Source organism: Renibacterium salmoninarum ATCC 33209, assembly GCF_000018885.1.
In the GTDB taxonomy this organism is placed as follows: Bacteria; Actinomycetota; Actinomycetes; order Actinomycetales; family Micrococcaceae; genus Renibacterium; species Renibacterium salmoninarum.
Genome location: NC_010168.1, coordinates 2,113,295 through 2,131,175, shown reverse-complemented (window position 1 = coordinate 2,131,175; position 17,881 = coordinate 2,113,295). Strand labels below are relative to the sequence as shown.

Annotated in this window: 11 protein-coding genes and 2 pseudogenes; 12 read left to right on the top strand and 1 reads right to left on the bottom strand. The window is 56.2% G+C overall.

The window, feature by feature from the left end:
- Positions 1 to 178 precede the first annotated feature (178 nt).
- The 3 genes from RSAL33209_RS10605 to RSAL33209_RS10595 all read left to right on the top strand — a co-directional run bounded on the left by RSAL33209_RS10605 (position 179) and on the right by RSAL33209_RS10595 (position 4,689).
- Complete coding sequence (locus tag RSAL33209_RS10605; protein ID WP_012245788.1) at positions 179 to 1,252, top strand: IS3 family transposase; 1,074 nt, start codon at positions 179 to 181, stop codon at positions 1,250 to 1,252.
- A gap of 141 nt (positions 1,253 to 1,393) precedes the next feature.
- Positions 1,394 to 3,370 carry an APC family permease gene (locus RSAL33209_RS10600; protein WP_174258564.1) on the top strand — a complete coding sequence of 659 codons (1,977 nt, stop codon included), beginning with the start codon at positions 1,394 to 1,396 and terminating at the stop codon, positions 3,368 to 3,370.
- Between the two features lie 2 nt (positions 3,371 to 3,372).
- Positions 3,373 to 4,689, top strand: coding sequence for a class I SAM-dependent RNA methyltransferase (locus RSAL33209_RS10595; protein WP_012245786.1), 1,317 nt, complete (start codon positions 3,373 to 3,375; stop codon positions 4,687 to 4,689).
- 29 nt (positions 4,690 to 4,718) lie between these two features.
- Here RSAL33209_RS10595 and RSAL33209_RS10590 read toward each other — a convergent pair whose 3' ends face one another.
- A complete protein-coding gene (locus RSAL33209_RS10590; RefSeq protein WP_012245785.1) occupies positions 4,719 to 6,077 on the bottom strand; it encodes an HNH endonuclease signature motif containing protein in 1,359 nt (452 codons plus the stop codon).
- A 166-nt stretch (positions 6,078 to 6,243) separates the two neighbouring features.
- Between RSAL33209_RS10590 and RSAL33209_RS17810 the strand changes: the two genes are divergently transcribed.
- From RSAL33209_RS17810 to RSAL33209_RS10555, 9 genes and pseudogenes are all read left to right on the top strand, one after another.
- Positions 6,244 to 6,414, top strand: coding sequence for a KOW domain-containing RNA-binding protein (locus RSAL33209_RS17810; RefSeq protein WP_169305781.1), 171 nt, complete (start codon positions 6,244 to 6,246; stop codon positions 6,412 to 6,414).
- Between the two features lie 197 nt (positions 6,415 to 6,611).
- The gene (locus RSAL33209_RS10585; RefSeq protein WP_080503808.1) at positions 6,612 to 9,143 is read left to right on the top strand and encodes a cation-translocating P-type ATPase; all 2,532 of its coding nucleotides are present in this window, start codon (positions 6,612 to 6,614) and stop codon (positions 9,141 to 9,143) included.
- Between the two features lie 95 nt (positions 9,144 to 9,238).
- Positions 9,239 to 12,088, top strand: coding sequence for an aconitate hydratase (locus RSAL33209_RS10580; protein ID WP_012245782.1), 2,850 nt, complete (start codon positions 9,239 to 9,241; stop codon positions 12,086 to 12,088).
- 126 nt (positions 12,089 to 12,214) lie between these two features.
- Complete coding sequence (dxs, locus tag RSAL33209_RS10575; RefSeq protein ID WP_012245781.1) at positions 12,215 to 14,188, top strand: 1-deoxy-D-xylulose-5-phosphate synthase; 1,974 nt, start codon at positions 12,215 to 12,217, stop codon at positions 14,186 to 14,188.
- Entirely contained in the window at positions 14,185 to 14,736 is a 552-nt protein-coding gene (locus RSAL33209_RS10570; protein ID WP_012245780.1) for a DUF402 domain-containing protein, read from the top strand. The genes dxs and RSAL33209_RS10570 overlap by 4 nt, the downstream gene beginning before the upstream one ends.
- 39 nt (positions 14,737 to 14,775) lie before the next feature.
- A pseudogene (locus RSAL33209_RS10565) lies at positions 14,776 to 15,755 on the top strand (aldo/keto reductase).
- Between the two features lie 42 nt (positions 15,756 to 15,797).
- Positions 15,798 to 16,142, top strand: a complete 345-nt coding sequence (locus RSAL33209_RS16345) for a hypothetical protein (RefSeq protein ID WP_049758966.1) — start codon at positions 15,798 to 15,800, stop codon at positions 16,140 to 16,142.
- A gap of 20 nt (positions 16,143 to 16,162) precedes the next feature.
- A complete protein-coding gene (locus tag RSAL33209_RS10560) occupies positions 16,163 to 17,464 on the top strand; it encodes a sensor histidine kinase (protein ID WP_012245776.1) in 1,302 nt (433 codons plus the stop codon).
- Positions 17,457 to 17,858 (top strand): annotated as a pseudogene (locus RSAL33209_RS10555) (response regulator); the annotation flags it as partial. The gene RSAL33209_RS10560 and the pseudogene RSAL33209_RS10555, both read left to right, overlap by 8 nt.
- Between the last annotated feature and the right edge of the window lie 23 nt (positions 17,859 to 17,881).

Below are 17,881 nucleotides of genomic sequence, written 5' to 3'. Positions count from 1 at the left end.
TCGGAAGTTTTCGCGGGAGGTTCGGGACAGGTCGGTGCGGCTGGTTTTGGATCATCTCCAGGAGTATCCATCGTTGATGGCTGCTTGTGCTGCTGTGGGCGGCAAAGTCGGGGTTGGGAAGGAATCCCTACGTCGTTGGGTGAGGCAGGCCTAAATTGATGCCGGGGCCAGGGTAGGGATGTCCACGACGGAATCGGAGCAGGTACGTGCGCTCAAACGTGAGAATCGTGAGCTGCGTGAGTCGTTAGAGATTGTGAAGGCTGCGTCGGTTTTCTTCGCGGGGGAACTCGACCCCCGCGAAGCATTGATCAGGGGATTCATCGATGAACAACGCTTCCTTGGCTGGGCAGTCGAGGTGATCTGCAAGGTCCTGCGTGGCCAGGGCTTAACGGTCACTGCCCGGACCTACCGTAGTTGGAAGGTCTCCACCGCTTCGGTCCGGGACATGGCAGAGGCTTCGGTTATGGATGCGTTGCTAGGAACGGTAGGGACACCGGAGGGAATGTACGGGAGGAGGAAAATGACGGCTTGGCTGCGTCGGAAAGGATTCGAGGTCTCTTACCGGCAGGTGAACCGGCTCATGAGCTTGTTGAGTTTGAAAGGCCGGGTACGGGGCAAAGGTGTGCGCACCACGGTGCCGGACCGAAACCATGACCGTGCCCCGGATTTATTGGATCGGTGCTTCACCGCAGCTGGCCCAAATCAGCGCTGGGTTGCGGACTTCACCTATGTGCGCACCTGGGCAGGTTTCGTCTATGTCGCGTTCATCATTGATTGTTTCTCCAAGTACATCGTGGGCTGGAACATCTCCACGATCAAGGACACCGCCCTGGTGAGCACAGCACTCAGGATGGGCTTATGGCAGCGGACACGCACCAGGCATCCGGTCGCAGAAGGGCTGATCCATCATTCCGCCGCCGGGTCCCAGTACACTTCCTTGCATTTCGGGGAAACCCTGACTCTGGAGGGCATCGCAGCATCAATCGGCTCTGTCGGGGACGCCTACGATAACGCCTTGGCCGAGTCCACCATCGGCCTGTTCAAGACTGAAGCCGTCCGAGAAGATTCTCCCTTCCGCAACGGGCCGTTGAAAACCATCGATGAGGTTGGATGGGCCAGCTTGGCCTGGATCGATTGGTACAACAACGACCGCCTACACACCAGCATCGGAGACATCCCACCGACAGAACACGAAGTAGTGTATTACGCTAAAGAAACCATCCCGGCCCAACCGGTGCAGGGGCTCGCATAAAAGCGGCAAGAAACCGGTAACGGTTCAGTTGTGCAGTTGTCGATCTGGTCCCGGTAACAGCTCAGTTGTTTTAGCTTCATATTTTCGTATCCGCCCGTGAGTTTCTTGCACTCGCCGCCAACATTCCGCAAAGTGGGGATTGTGCTGACATTTTTCAACGCCTTGAAACGGGTGGTCGTCGGCCGGCCGTTCCGCAACGACCGGCTTGCGCATACATTGTTGCCGAAGCGGATTGCGCTGCCCATCTTTGCCTCAGATGCTTTGTCCTCTGTGGCTTATGCGCCTGACGAAATCCTACTTACCTTGGCGCTGGCCGGTGCTGCTGCGGTCACGATCTCGCCTTTGGTTGGCTTGGCCGTCATGGTGGTGCTGATTACGGTTGTGGCCTCATACCGGCAGAACGTGCACGCCTATCCTTCTGGTGGTGGCGATTACGAAATTGCCAATACCAACCTTGGTAAATTTGCTGGGTTGACCGTGGCCTCTGCGCTACTTGTTGACTACGTGCTGACGGTGGCAGTGTCAATGTCTTCTGCGGCCAATTACCTTGCCACGGCGATCCCCGGAATGCACGGCACCCAAGCCTGGATCGCGGTAATCGGTGTGGTGCTATTGGCGCTAGTCAATTTGCGCGGCATTAAAGAGGCTGGCAGCGTCTTTGCTGTGCCCACATATATCTTCATGGTCTGCATTCTGGGCATGACCGTCGTCGGGATTGTCCAGGCGGTTACTGGCCACCTAGGTCAAGCGCCGAGCGCGCATTTTGAAATCATCCCGGTGCCGGAATACGAACAGGGCATCGTGGGGCTAGCCGGTACGTTCTTGCTACTGCGCGCGTTCTCCTCGGGTGCTGCCGCGCTTACCGGTGTTGAAGCGATTAGTAACGGCGTGCCGAACTTCCGCAAACCTAAGTCCAAAAATGCGGCGACTACTTTGCTATTTCTCGGTGCAGTTGCGGCCGCGATGCTCGCCGGAATTCTGTATCTGGCTAATGCCACCGGGGTGCACATTGTGCAGGACCCGGCGAAAGAATTTTTGATCAACGGCCAGCCGCCGCCCGCGGACTATGTGCAGAATCCGGCGATCAGCCAGATTTCCTCTACCATTTTTGGTTCAGGCTCGGTGATCTTCTTTATCATTGTGGCGGCCACTGGAGTCATCTTGGTATTTGCCTCCAACACTGCATTCAACGGGTTCCCAGTACTCGCGTCGATTCTTGCTCAAGATGGCTATTTGCCGCGGCAGCTGCGCACCCGAGGCGATCGCTTGGCCTACAGCAACGGCGTCATCGCGCTAGCCGTGGGCGCTATTGTGCTGATCATCGCCTTCAACGCGGACGTCACAAAGTTGATTCAGCTTTATATCGTCGGAGTATTCATTTCGTTCACGGCAAGCCAGCTGGGCATGATGATCCACTGGGGACGTGCATTCAAGCTCGTCAAGGAGCGGGCAGAAAAGCTTCGAATTATTAAGTCTCGAACCATTAACACGCTGGGGTTCTGTATGACCCTGTCCGTTTTGGTAATTGTTCTGATCACTAAATTCGAGCAGGGCGCTTGGATCGCTTTGTTGGCGATGGTGTTCCTTTTCTTGATCATGTGGAGCATCCAAGCGCACTACCGGAATGTCGCTCGGGAACTGGCTGTGGACGAGGATTCTGCACCCCGTGCATTGCCAACTAGAGTGCACGCAGTTTTGCTTGTTTCACATGTGCGCAAGCCCGTGTTGCGAGCATTGGCCTTCGCTCGTGCGTCCAGGCCATCGCAACTCGATGCGATTACGGTGGATAACGATCCTGAAGAGACTCAGGAGACCATCGACGAGTGGAACAAACTGCAGATTCCGGTGCCGTTGACTGTGCTGGCTAGCCCTTACCGCGAGACCGTGACGCCGATCATGGAGTATGTGAAGAATATCCGCAGTGAGTCGCCAAGGGATCTTGTGGTGGTTTACATTCCGGAATACGTCGTGGGTAAGTGGTGGGAGCAGCTGGTGCATAACCAGACGGCGCTGCGGATCAAGACTCGTCTGCACTTTGAGCCCGGGGTGATGGTTGCCTCGGTGCCGTGGCAACTCAAATCTTCTGAATCCGCTCGGCGTTACCAAGAACTGGACTGAGTGTGACCGAACTAATTCTCGACGTCGGCCCAGTAGCGCATGGCGGTCATTTCGTGGCTCGGCAGCAAGGCCGAGTAATTTTTGTTCGACATGCTTTGCCTGGTGAACGGGTACGGGTTTCGCTAACTGAAGCTGAGGAAGACGCGAGTTTTTGGCGCGCCGATGTCATTGAGGTGCTCGAAGAGTCTGCCCAGTACCCTGGTGCGCGATTACCGCATTTCTGGGCAGCAGCTGATTCCTTGCAAGCACATGCTGACGGTCGGCTGCCTATTGGCGGTGCAGAATTTGGTCATATCAGTCGTCCGGTTCAACGGGAGCTTAAATCCGCAGTTTTAGCAGAGCAATTACAACGGCTTGCGGGCATAGATTTGGCTCCTTTGGTCGAGGAAGTTTCCGGTGAGGATCCGGCCGGCTTAGGTTGGCGTACGCGAACTGGATTTACCGTGACTGACGAGGGTGCGTTGGGCATGCATGCGCACCGCTCCCACCAAGTATTGCCGGTGCAGGAGATGCCGTTAGCAGTCCGAGGAATTCGTGGCTTAGACCTGTGGGGTCTTGATTTTACCGGGGTAGAGCGCGTGGAAATCGCCGCGCCGACGTCGGGGGATGGGCCGTTACTGCTTCTCTCGGGGGCTAAGCAGGCTGCGGCGCGGGTCGCTAAACAGCTTCCCGAAGGCGTTTTCACTTTGCATTGGGAGCCTAAGACCAGCCGGGTTTCTGCCTTGCGCGGACGCGGTTGGTTAGAGGAGACCGTTGCGGATAAGCGATTCAGAGTCAGCGGGGACGGGTTCTGGCAGATTCACCGGAATGCCCCGAAAGTGCTTTCTGAAGCGGTTGGCGACTATCTTGGTGATGATCTATTGCCGGGTGCTGCAGCGGCTGATCTGTACGCTGGAGCAGGTTTGTTTACGGCTCTGCTTGCCGATGCGGTTGGCAGCACGGGCTGGGTACTTTCCGTTGAAGGCTCGCCCGTGACCAGTAAGGACGCGAAACTGAATTTCGCGGGCCGAGCGGAAGTGCAGATTTTGCCCGGCCGAGTGGAGCGCGTTCTTGCCACCGCCGCACGCGAAAGTTCCAGAAAGCTCGACGTCGTCGTGTTGGATCCGCCCCGGGCTGGTGCCGGTAAAGCGGTGGTTGGTCGGATTACAGCTAGTGGCGCGAAAGCAGTGGCTTATGTTTCCTGCGATCCAGCATCGTTTGCTCGGGATCTGGGATATTTCTTCCGCGCGGGCTGGGAACTGACACAGCTTCGAGCTTTCGATTTGTATCCGCACACGCATCATCTAGAGACCGTGGCATTATTGCGCCCTAAGCCCTAAGCCCTAAGCCCTAAGCCCTAAGCCCTAAGCTACGCGGCAGCCGGAATCTGATGGTACGAATTCCGAATCAATGTACGGCGCGGATCTATCCATGGTGGCGGTCTGAATTCTGGTCTACCTGTTCGATTCTCAATGCTCCATTTCCCTTGATGGATCAGGTGATGGTGGTGCGAGCAAAGCAGCACTCCGTTAGAGGTCGAAGTTTCGCCGCCATGTTGCCACCAACGAATATGGTGCGCTTCGCACCAACTCGACGGGATCGAACAGCTCGGGAAAGCACAACCTTGGTCACGAGCAACCAAAGCAGCGCGTTGTGATCGGCTGAAAAAACGTTTCCGACGTCCGACGTCGAGGATCTCGCCCGTATCGCCAAGAACTACTGGAATGAGTTCAGCATCGCAAGCAATCGTTCGGATGTTATGCGCGCCGATCGGTCCAGTGAATTGGGCGGTAGATCTTTGCTGGACTGCAGATTCATTCTCGGACTCGTGGATTTCTGCGAGTAGCTGCCGGTAATCAACAGTCACGTGTACTTGTGGACGGTGCCCACCGGTTCCGGGGAGAACCTCAGCGGTGAGAGCTGAACCCAGTGCACTGATAACCGAGTCCAGCTGCTGCTGTGGCCGGCTTCGGTCCTCAGCATGAGATGAATCGCTGGTCTGCTTGCGCGGATTCGTTCCGGCATTGATGACGGTTAGAAGAGTTTCGGGTTGCAGCTGATCCGCCCATAGCTCGAAGTGAGTAAGACCGCGATACTCGCCTCGCCGAAATAGGCCTTGCCGTTGTCTAAGTTCGGACGGGCTTGGTGCTTGGCCGTCCTGATCCACAAGCGTTGACCAGCGTTTGCAAAGCTGCTTGACGAAATCAGGATGATGCTGCGTCAGACCCTGGGCCAGACTTTCTTCCATCTGAGAAAGTAGCTCTGGTGAATTTCTGTGCCGTGAAACGATCGAGGTAGCTTCATCCAGGGCATCTACCGCAATCTTGAGTCCCAACTTACAGACCGCGCCCTGGCTGGACAGGGCGCCTAATAGGGGATACCGCGCCGGAATCTCAGCTCCGATCAAACTCTTGCTTGCGAGGACTTTGTTACCGAGCTCTAATCGTCGTCGCGCTTCAGAGCGGGTGATCCTTAGTCGAGCCTGTAAAAACCCTGCGACATCCCGAAACTGAGCGCTACCTTCTGGCAGCCCAATAGATTCAAATGCTGATGCGGCGATGATCTGACTATGGTCAATTTGTCGCGAGATCTTCTCGATGAAATCGCTGGCTAGGAGCAAGTCCTGCGAGGTCAGCGACGCAGCATGGCAGGCGAACTCAGCCAACGCCTCAGTCAACAGCGACTGAGCACGCTCTAGGCGGGTTGTCACGGTCGAGGCGGCCTCCATATATCAACACTAATCGAAGCTAAAGACGATAATAAGAGAATGAATTAGAAATAATATACTAATTTGTAAAAACTAGGCATGAAGTGACTTGGGAACGTGCAAGAATCAAACGAACCGAGGTAGGGGGTAGCGATTGCTCAAAAGTCCGCGCTTATATGCTTGTTTGATGGACAATTTCAAGATTGGTCAGACCGTAAAAATTACCGGCAAAACGATGACTGGGAATGTTGGTACCGTAGTTCACCTCGACGAAAAACGAGGGAAGTACCTCGTGCGAATCACGGACGTCACGCAAAACTATTTCGACGCCGACGAGCTTGAGCTTTTCGTCAGCTAACCCTGGCGGCAATTGGTTGGATCGATTTTTGCGAAATGCCAGCTTGAATCCAAAGCTTGACGATAACTATCCACGGATCGAGGTGATGCAAATAATAATGGGTGCTAATGGGTGCTAATGGGTGCTCGTTTTCGTCAATGATTCATACTCAAGGGTGATTTCAAGGGTGCAACTAACCCCATAGAGTGGTGAACACTATGAGCAGCGCAACCCGCATAAAGCCCAGCCCGACTAAAACCAGCCATGCTGACGCCAAGCAGCAAGCGCATCTTGAGGCGCTTATCAGCGCAAAGACGCAGCTCGCCGCGGTGGACGACGCGAAACTTGCTAGTTCTGGCCTGGACGAAAAGCAAGTTTCAGAACGCGCGGCTCTCGGCCTGGACAACGCGGTTCCGAACGACTCCAGCCGAACTATTGGTCAGATCCTTCGATCTAATCTCCTCACGCTGTTCAATATCGTCTTGGGCGTCTGCCTCATCATCATTCTGATTGTGGGCAACTGGCGGGACGCGCTCTTCGGCTTCATCGTGATCGCAAATGCCGCGATCGGCGTCGTGCAGGAATACCGCGCCAAACGAACCTTGGACAAATTAGCTGTCTTGAATGCACCCAAAGCCCGAACACTTCGTTCCGGGACGGTCCAAGACATCCAAGTTGAATCCGTGGTCTACGACGATGTTTTGGTGCTCCGAGCAGGGGACCAGATACCTGCAGATGCCGTCGTGCTCAAAGTCGAAGGTCTGGAAGTTGACGAATCGCTGCTCACCGGTGAATCGGATCCGATCGACAAAGCGGTTGGCGACGAGGTGCTTTCCGGCTCGGCTGTCGTTGCAGGCTCCGGAACCGCCCGCGTAAGTCGGGTTGGCCGCGAATCATTTGCCTCGAAACTCACTGCCGAAGCGAAACGCTTCTCCATGGTCAACTCGGAGATTCGGAACTCGATCAACAAGATCGTCCTCTACATTACTTGGGCGCTCATCCCGATCATCCTCATCGTGATCAACGGTCAGATGCAGGCTAAGGGCGGCTGGGAACACGCACTGGAGTCCGGAGCGTGGAAGGACGCCGTGGTCTCTGCCGTTGCGGCAATCGTGGCGATGATTCCAGAAGGCCTGGTGCTTTTGACTAGCATTTCCTTCGGCCTGGCCGCGGTGACATTGGCCAGACGACAAGTGCTCGTCCAGGAACTCCCCGCAGTTGAAGGCCTTGCTCGCGTCGATATGGTATGCCTCGATAAGACCGGAACCTTGACTGAGGGCGAGATTGTTTTCGACGCCGATCAAGAGCTCAAGGAAACGGTGGGCTGGGACCAAGTACTTGCCTGGATCGGCGCCGATGAAAATGCGAACGCCACGGCAGCTTGTTTGGCTGCAAAATACTCGCAGTTGCCGAAGTCGAAGGCCGCCGCGAACGTCCCTTTCAACAGCGCACGGAAGTGGAGCTCGGTTTCCTTGACGAACGACGGCGATGCGAGTGATGCTCCCACTGGAGGCTGGGTTTTTGGCGCCCCCGAGATGGTGCTTTCAGCCGATGTAGAAGCGCATCGCGAGGCACTAGAACGAGCAGGGGAGCTAGCCGAGCAAGGTCTACGCGCCCTGGTCCTAGCTCGCGCAGAAAACGTAGTCGAAACGGACGTGTTACCAGCTGATTTGGTACCTGTGTCAATTCTCACTTTCCGAGAAAAAGTCCGGCCGGACGCCGCTGAAACGCTTGCTTACTTCCGCGAACAAGGCGTAGATCTACGGGTAATCTCAGGTGACAACCCGCGTACGGTGGCCGCGGTCGCGCGCGAAGTCGGCTTCCAGAATGTTGGCCAAGGCTACGATGCACGCAATCTTCCCGAGGATCTCGACGAGCTAGGCACTGTTCTGGAAAAAGAGCAAGTCTTGGGCCGAGTGACTCCAGAACAGAAGAAATCTATTGTGCTGGCTTTGCAAAAGCGTGGCCACGTCGTGGCCATGACCGGCGATGGCGTCAACGATGCGCTCGCCCTGAAAAATGCCGATATTGGCATTGCGATGGGTTCCGGTGCCGCTGCGACTAAGGCAGTATCGCGATTGGTGCTTCTGGACGGTCAATTCTCTCGGATGCCCGGCGTCGTTGCTGAAGGGCGCCGAGTTATTGCGAACGTCGAGCGGGTGGCCAACCTCTTCCTGACCAAAACTGCTCAAGCAATCATCATTTCCTTGGTGATTGGCGTGCTGCTCTGGCAATATCCCTTCATCCCACGCCAGCTGTCCATCACGAGCGCCTTGACCATTGGTATTCCGGCATTCTTCTTGGCCCTGTTGCCAAATAAGCGCCGCTACCAACCCGGATTTTTACGTAGAGTACTTTCCTTCTCAGTACCGGTTGGCGCGGTCATCGCGCTCTGCATTGTTGGCGTATACAGCTTCGCGCGAGCCTATCCAGACCTCACCTTGAATGCTGCAGATCAACTTAAAGACAGCCAAACGGCGTCAACCATGACGATCTTATTGCTATCGCTATGGGTGCTTGCCGTGCTTGCCCGGCCATTTGACCGCTGGCGGGCCATGGTAGTGATTGGCATCTTAGTGCTGCTGATCTTGGTATTCATCGTGCCGTTCTCCCGTAGTTTCTTCGAACTCGCGGCGCCAAGCGGATCCGTGCTGGCGGTTACTATAGGAGTAGTATTTCTAGGCTGTGTGGCGATCGAAATCCTCTACCGGATACTCAAACGCCGCGGTGCCGTCTCCGAACGGGAGTGACTCTATAAACGTAGTAGGGCTCATTTAGGTGAGCCTTACTAGCGACCTGACTCCCGCGAGACAAAGATAAATGCTGAGGTGAGAGGAGTCCTGTAGTGAGTAATCTGGACAGCTTCGGATCCAAAGGCGTACTTAATGTCGCCGGGACCGAATACGAGATTTTCCGATTGAGCAGCGTTGAGGGGTCTAAGGATCTTCCGTTCAGCTTAAAAGTATTGTTGGAAAACCTGTTGCGCACCGAGGACGGCGCCAACATCACTGCGGACCATGTCCACGCCCTGGGCAATTGGGATCCCAATGCTCAGCCCGATACCGAAATTCAGTTCACCCCGGCTCGGGTGATCATGCAGGACTTCACCGGCGTGCCGTGTGTGGTGGACTTGGCAACCATGCGTGAGGCAGTCAAGGAACTCGGTGGCGATCCCACTCGAGTGAACCCCTTGGCGCCTGCTGAACTGGTCATCGACCACTCGGTACAGATCGACGTCTTTGGCAATGCGAACGCCGTCGAGCGCAATATGGAGATCGAATACCAGCGCAACGGCGAGCGTTACCAGTTCCTGCGTTGGGGCCAAACCGCATTCGATGACTTCAAGGTCGTTCCGCCGGGAACCGGCATTGTGCACCAGGTAAACCTGGAGTACTTGGCTCGGACAGTGATGACCCGTGAAGTTGGCGGCGTGCTCCGTGCTTACCCGGACACCGTAGTTGGTACCGACTCGCACACCACCATGATTAATGGAATTGGCGTCCTTGGTTGGGGTGTTGGTGGCATTGAGGCCGAGGCGGCCATGCTGGGCCAGCCTGTTTCCATGCTGATCCCGCGCGTCGTGGGCTTCAAGCTCTCCGGCGCTATTCCGGCGGGCGCGACCGCGACCGACGTCGTACTGACCATCACCGAGCAGCTGCGTAAGCACGGCGTCGTGGGCAAGTTTGTCGAGTTCTTCGGCGAAGGCGTTGCCGCGGTGCCGTTGGCTAACCGTGCGACGATCGGTAACATGAGCCCAGAATTCGGCTCGACGGCGGCGATCTTCCCTATCGACCAGGTCACCATCGACTACTTGAAGCTGACTGGCCGTCCGGATGACAATGTTGCCTTGGTTGAGGCATACGCCAAGGAACAGGGTCTCTGGCATGATCCTGAGCACGAGCCAAAGTTCTCGGAGTACCTTGAACTAGACCTATCCACTGTGGTTCCTTCGATCTCCGGACCGAAGCGCCCGCAGGATCGGATCCAGCTCACCGACGCGAAGGAGCAGTTCCGTAAGGATCTGCATAATTACGTTGCAGTGGGTCACGAGGACATCGAAGACGGCAGTGTTGACGAGTCGCTTGATGAAAGCTTCCCGGCCTCTGATTCGCCGTCTTTCAATCACGCGGACAACCATGCGACAGATTCCGATCGCAAGGTCTTGGTCTCAGCGGCAAACGGTGCGTTTGGCCGTAGCTCGAACCCGGCCAAGGTCTCAATGTCCGATGGTCGCGAGTTTGAATTGGATCACGGTGCGGTAAGCATTGCGTCGATCACTTCCTGCACTAACACGTCTAACCCTTCGGTGATGTTGGCAGCCGCAGTGCTCGCCCGTAACGCCGTCAACAAAGGTTTGGTCTCCAAGCCTTGGGTTAAGACTTCGGTTGCGCCCGGCTCCAAGGTTGTCACTGACTACTACGAGAAGTCGGGTCTGATTCCGTACTTGGAGAAGCTGGGCTTCTTCACCGTGGGCTATGGCTGTGCCACTTGCATCGGCAACTCGGGTCCGTTGGAAGACGAAATCTCGGCAGCGATTCAGGACAAAGACCTGGCCGTCACCGCGGTGCTTTCCGGTAACCGAAACTTCGAAGGCCGGATCAACCCGGACGTCAAGATGAACTACTTGGCTTCGCCGCCGCTCGTCATTGCATACGCACTGTCCGGATCAATGGACTTCGACTTCGATGCTGATCCGCTAGGTCAGGATGAGGCCGGCAACAACGTCTTCTTGCACGACATTTGGCCGGACCCGGTTGAAGTGCAGAAGGTCATGGATGATTCCATCGACAAGGAGATGTTCGTCTCCAGCTACGCCTCAGTCTTTGAAGGCGACGATCGCTGGAAGAGCATTCCCACTCCGGAGGGCAACACCTTCGATTGGGATCCGAACTCCACCTACGTGCAGAAGCCCCCGTACTTCGATGGCATGACGATGGAACTCACCCCGGTGCAGGACATTGTTGGCGCTCGGGTTTTGGCGAAGTTGGGCGATTCGGTCACTACCGACCACATCTCACCGGCTGGTTCGTTCAAATCGGATAGCCCTGCTGGAAAGTACCTTTTGGAAAAGGGTGTTGACCGCAAGGACTTCAACTCCTACGGCTCGCGCCGTGGTAACCACCAAGTGATGATTCGCGGTACTTTCGCGAACATTCGTTTACGCAACCAGCTGCTTGCTGGCGAGAACAATGGTGCCGGCGTCGAAGGTGGCTTCACTCGCGACTTCACCCAGGACAACGGCCCGCAGAACACCATTTACGATGCCGCGCAGAACTACGCTGCCGCTGGCACTCAGTTGGTCGTTTTGGCCGGCAAAGAATACGGTTCAGGCTCATCTCGTGACTGGGCAGCCAAGGGCACTGCGTTGCTGGGCGTCAAGGCTGTCGTCGCTGAAAGCTACGAGCGCATCCACCGTTCTAACCTGATCGGTATGGGCGTTGTTCCGCTGCAGTACCCAGAAGGCGAGAACGCTGCAACTCTCGATCTCGATGGCACCGAGACCTTTGCGGTCACCGGTCTGACCGAGCTCAATGAGGGTCGTACGCCGAAGACGCTCAAGGTCACCGCGACTAAGGCTGATGGCACGGAGAAGTCTTTCGACGCCGTCGTACGCATCGATACGCCAGGTGAAGCCGATTACTACCGTAATGGCGGCATCTTGCAGTACGTATTGCGCCAAATCAGCGCGAGCTAGTCACGTATCACCAAAACGCTGCATCACTTTTCGGGTTTATGAAACGCTCATAAACCCGAAAAGTGATGCAGCGTTTTGCGTCGGAGCGGTACAATCGAAGCTAGATTATTGACGAAATGAGGAACGATGGGACTTCTGGAGACAATCCAGCATCCGGCGGATCTCGCCCGACTCAGCGATGAGCAGTTAGTTCAGCTGGCACAGGAGATTCGTGATTTCCTGATTAGCAATGTAGCTCAAACCGGCGGGCATCTTGGCCCTAACCTGTGCGTTGTTGAACTGACTTTAGCCATTCATCGAGTTTTCGATTCGCCCCGTGATTCCATTATTTTCGACACTGGGCACCAGTCCTATGTACATAAGCTGGTCACCGGTCGGCAGCACTTTTCCACGCTCCGCCAACAAGGCGGACTTTCCGGCTATGCCGATCGCGGCGAATCAGTGCACGACGTCGTCGAAAGTTCGCACGCTTCGTCGTCACTTTCTTGGGCCGACGGAATTTCGCGGGCGCGCGTACTCAACGGCGAGGGTGATCGATACGTCGTTGCGGTCATTGGCGACGGCGCGCTGACCGGCGGGATGACCTGGGAAGCGCTAAACAATATCGCAGCGGATAAAGACCGTCGAGTAGTGATTGTGGTCAATGACAATGGCCGTTCCTATGCGCCGACGGTTGGCGGCTTAGCAGACTATCTCCGATCGCTTCGGCCCGCGATCGATTCGTTACGCACGCACAAAGCCTATGAAGGCAACCTGGATTGGACCAAGAACAAACTGCAAAACGGCGGCTTTCTGGGCCAGCTCATGTACAAGTCTTTACACGCAGCAAAGAAGGGCGTGAAAGATTGGTGGGCTCCGCAAGGTCTGTTTGAAGATTTAGGCATGAAGTACATCGGACCGGTCGACGGTCACGATCAAAAAGCGCTCGAATCTGCCATGCAGACAGCTAAAAACTATGCCGGCCCAGTCATTGTGCATGCGATGACGGACAAGGGACGCGGTTATGCGCCGGCTCGGGCTGATGAAGCAGACCAGTTCCACGCCGTTGGCGTGATTGATCCAGAAACTGGCTTGCCGCTCGATCCCTCCACAGCGCAGTCTTGGACCTCTGTTTTCGCCGAAGAGATTGCCGAAATTGCCGACGAGCGCGATGACATCGTGGGCATTACGGCTGCGATGTTGATTCCGGTGGGTCTGCACCGGATGGCTGAACGGCATCCACAACGCGTGATTGATGTGGGTATTGCCGAACAGCATGCGCTGACCACGGCTGCTGGTATGGCCTTTGGTGGCCTGCACCCAGTGGTGGCCATGTATGCGACCTTCCTCAATCGTGGCTTTGACCAATTGCTGATGGATGTTGCTTTGCACAAGGCCGGGGTGACCGTGGTGTTGGACCGTGCTGGCGTAACTGGTCCCGACGGTCCAAGCCACCACGGTATGTGGGATCTTTCCATGTTGCAGATCATTCCCGGCTTGCACTTGGCTGCACCGCGCGATGCCACTCGGCTGCGCGAAGAACTACGCGAAGCCGTTGCGATATCTGATGCCCCAACGGTGCTCCGATATTCGAAAGGAAATGTCGGTGCCGAAGTGGAAGCCATCGAACGGCTCGATGACGGCGTTGATATCCTGGCACGCCGACCAGCCGGCTCAACCGAAAATGACGTGCTCCTCGTCTCGGTCGGAGCAATGAGCGAAATGTCGCTTCAGGTGGCGAATTTACTGGGCGCGCAGGGGATTTCCTCAACAGTTGTAGACCCTCGTTGGGTGTTGCCGGTGCCACAATCGATTATTGAGCTTGCGGCCCAGCATCGAATCGTCATTGTGATTGAAGATGGCGTGCGCGCTGGCGGGGTTGGCTCCAGGATTAGGCAGGAGATGCGCGCGGCTGGCGTGGACACGGCACTGAATGAAGTTGGGTTACCGGTGGAGTTCCTGGCTCATGGCAGCCGTGGCCAAGTCTTGGATCGAGTCGGCTTGACCGCCCAAAAAGTAGCGCACGACGTCGTCGCGCAGGTTTTGGGCACCAAGGTCCCGTTTGCCCGGCCGTTACCCAATGAGCAAATCACCCATACCGGCCAATTTCCCACGCTGTGACGGGGGTGGATCGGCCCGAGATTTCTGCGGGTGAATTTGTCGTTGCGCGAAATCGCAAATGGGACGGTGCTGCGCATTGGACCGTCCCCGGTTTTTACCTTGGCGCTGATGAGTATGGGCATTGGGTGTATCAAACTGCCGGAGCTTTTGTGGCTAAACCAGGTGCCGCATTTTTGGCAGAGTCTGCGGCGGTGCTTCTCATACCCTTTGATGCGCACTGGGTTGCTACCTTTTATGACAAAGATCAACCTGACGGCACGTCGCTGTACGTAGATATTGTTACCGATATCAAGTGGGCCAGGCTAGAATGCGGTAATCGCTGGGAGATGACGTTGATCGATATGGATCTTGACGTCATTGTGAATAACGGCCGCACTTGGGTAGATGACGAAGACGAGTTTGCGGAGCATCAAATCCGTTACGGTTATCCGGCTGAAGTAATCCGTAGCATGCAAAGCGCCTGTGACGAGGTGCACCGAATGGTGCTAGCACATGGAGGGCCGTTCGATGGCCGAAATTTGCAGTGGCAAGCAAGGCCGAATAGCTAGCATTCTGAGCTTTAAGGCCTGGCGCACTAGGCTTATCTCATGACTGACTTCCGCCCGCTGGGCAATTCTGGACTCATGGTTTCCACCGTTGGATTAGGCTGCAATAACTTGGGCCGCCCCGGCACCGTGACCGAAAGTCAAGAGGGCACTGACGCCGTCGTACATGCCGCTATTGATGCCGGAATCACGCTATTCGATGTTGCTGACGCTTATGGTCGCACGCCTGGGTTGAGTGAAGAAATGCTGGGCAGAGCACTGGCTGGCGGCAAACGGGACGACGCTGTGGTGGCGACAAAATTTGGCCTAGACCTCAAGGGCGCTAACGGCGTTGATTGGGGTGCTCGCGGTTCGCGCCGCTATATCGTCAAGGCCGTTGAAACCTCGTTGCGCCGACTAAACACCGAGTGGATTGATCTTTATCAGTACCACAGCCCAGACGGCATCACGCCGATCGAAGAAACGCTGGCGACCTTGGACGAGCTTGCGACTGCGGGAAAGATTCGCTACTTTGGCCATTCCAATTTCACCGGTTGGCAAGTAGCTGAAGCCGCGTATGAAGCCAGAATTGGCGGTTACGCTTCGTTCGTGTCCGCACAAAATCATTACAATCTCTTAGACCGTCGAACAGAGCTTGAGGTAGTACCAGCGGCAGAGAATTTGGTCTTGGCGTGCTGCCGTACTTCCCGCTTGCCAATGGCTTGCTGACCGGGAAATACAGCCGAGGTGAAGCGCCTGCTGGCAGTCGATTGACGCACTCGCGCACTAACCTGTTGGAAAAGGCCGATTGGTCGCAGTTGGAAGCCTTTGGCGAGTTCGCGCGGGAGCGGAATCTGACTGAGCTTCAGGTTGCCTTCTCGTGGTTAGCCGCACAGCCTTCAGCTGCGAGTGTGATTGCTGGAGCCACTAAGCCAGAGCAGGTGCGTATCAACGCCGAAGCGGCTTCCTGGCAGCCCAGCGCGGAAGATTTGCTCGCCCTCGAGGAGATTTTTCCGTGGACGCCCAAGGTTGCGTTGTTCTAGGCTGTTCCTGTTCTCCGCTGGCGCTGCTCTAAACTTGGCTTGATGCCGCGGCCCTTGACGTTTTCCTCCCGACTGTTGATCCAGCAGATCCTGGTCATTCTCTTTGTTGTGCTCTTGGCCGCGGGAGTTTTTGGTTGGCTCAGTTATCAGCGACTGGTGGCGGAAATTGGCGCTAAGGCGTTGGCCGTTTCGCAAACCGTCGCTGAAAACGACACGGTCCAAGATGTTTTGCAGCGTACCGACGGCGTATTGCCTGGTTCCACCGAGCTCGCCGCCGGCCCGGTGCAAGACCTTGCCGAAGAAATTAGGCTGCGAACCGGTGCGCTTTTTGTGGTTGTGGCAGATGTGCACGGTTTGCGCTGGGCGCACCCGAATCCCGCTGAGTAAGCACCAGCCCGGACGAAGCATTGGCGGGCAAAGAGGTAGTCGAGACTGATTTAGGCTCGCTCGGATCCTCGGTGCGGGCCAAGGCCCCCATCCGGGGGAGCGGCGGCGCAATCATTGGTGAAGTAAGCGTGGGGTTTGCCACCTCAGAAGTTCTGGATGACCTCTGGGGTGCGGTGGGACCAATTTTGGCCGTCAGCGTGATTGCGTTAGCCCTCGGTGCCAGCGGCACAAGTTTCTTGATGCGTAGTTTACGTCGGCACACTTTGGGCCTAGAACTGGAAGAAATTGGTGCGCTGGTGCAGAACCAGGAAGTGGTTTTGCACGGCTTGGCCGAAGGGGTCATCGGACTAGACGCGGATAAACGTGTGACGATCTGCAATGACAAAGCAGCGGAACTATTGGGTCTAACAGCGCCGGAAGGTACCGTATTCGACCAACTAGGGCTGCCTGAAGGGCTAGTGGCACTCTTGGACCACGCCCATCTGGATACGCTGGACGGCGAGCAGCAAGACCCCGCTGAAAGTGTTCAGATTGTGCTGGGTCGCTCTGTTCTCCTGGCGAACGCACTCAAGGTAGTCCGCGGAAAACATGATTTGGGCTGGGTCGTCATGGTGCGGGATCGAACCTCCGTCCAAGCGCTTAGCCGCCAGCTCGATGCAGTCAGTACCTTGACATCAGCTCTGCGCGCCCAGCGGCATGAATTTGCTAACCGGCTGCACGCCGTCGTCGGACTAATCGACATTGGACGCAGTGCTGAGGCGGCTGATTATGTGCGAAGCACTCTCGAAACCGGACCGCTTCGGTTCCCGCTGGAAAATGGGCAGTTGCTTTCTGACACCTATCTATTGGCCTTCCTGGGCGCGAAAAGTACTCAAGCCGCCGAACGTGGCGTGCGGCTAAGGCTAGGCACGGAAACGTCTTTGCACTCACAGTTGCAGGACGCCCAGAACACGACGACGGTGCTTGGAAATTTGGGTGACAATGCCATCACTGCGGCCGTGCATGGTGAATCAACCGAGCGCTGGGTGGAAGTTGAACTACTGAGCGATGGCAGCAGCGTGCATCTCACCGTTGCGGACTCGGGAGATGGCGTGCCAGCAGCTTTGGTAGATCAGTTATTCGATGAGGGCTTCAGCACCTCGGCTCTGCACGGTGCGCCGAGCGGCCTAGGCGAAGGCCTAGGGTTAGCTTTATCGAGGCAATTGGCCCGGCTGGACGGCGGCGAAGTTAGTTTATTGTCTCCGGGCCGGGTGGGTGGCCCAGGAGCAGTTTTTCTTGCCAGGTTGGAACAGGTATTGACGGAGACGGTAAAAAATGACTGATGACTTGCGAGTGTTGATAGTCGATGACGACTTTCATGTGGCGCGCTTGCACGTAGCCTACGTCGAGGCTACGGCAGGATTTTCCGCGCTAGATCCGGTGGGCAGCGGCGAAGCTGCGTTGCGCGCGGTATCCTCTTTGCGACCCGATTTGGTTCTTATCGATATTTACTTACCCGATTGGAACGGGCTTGACTTGCTGCGAAATCTTGACGTTGACGCGATGGTTCTCAGTGCTGCGAGCGATGTTGATTCCGTTCACAAGGCAATGCGTCGCGGTGCGCTCGGATATCTGATCAAACCTTTTGGTGCTGAGGCATTGAGCGCCAAACTACGAGGTTATGCCAGGTATCGACGACTTCTGGCTGCTGGGCGCAGTCTCGACCAGGACGCCGTCGTCGACGTCTCGCAGCGCTACGG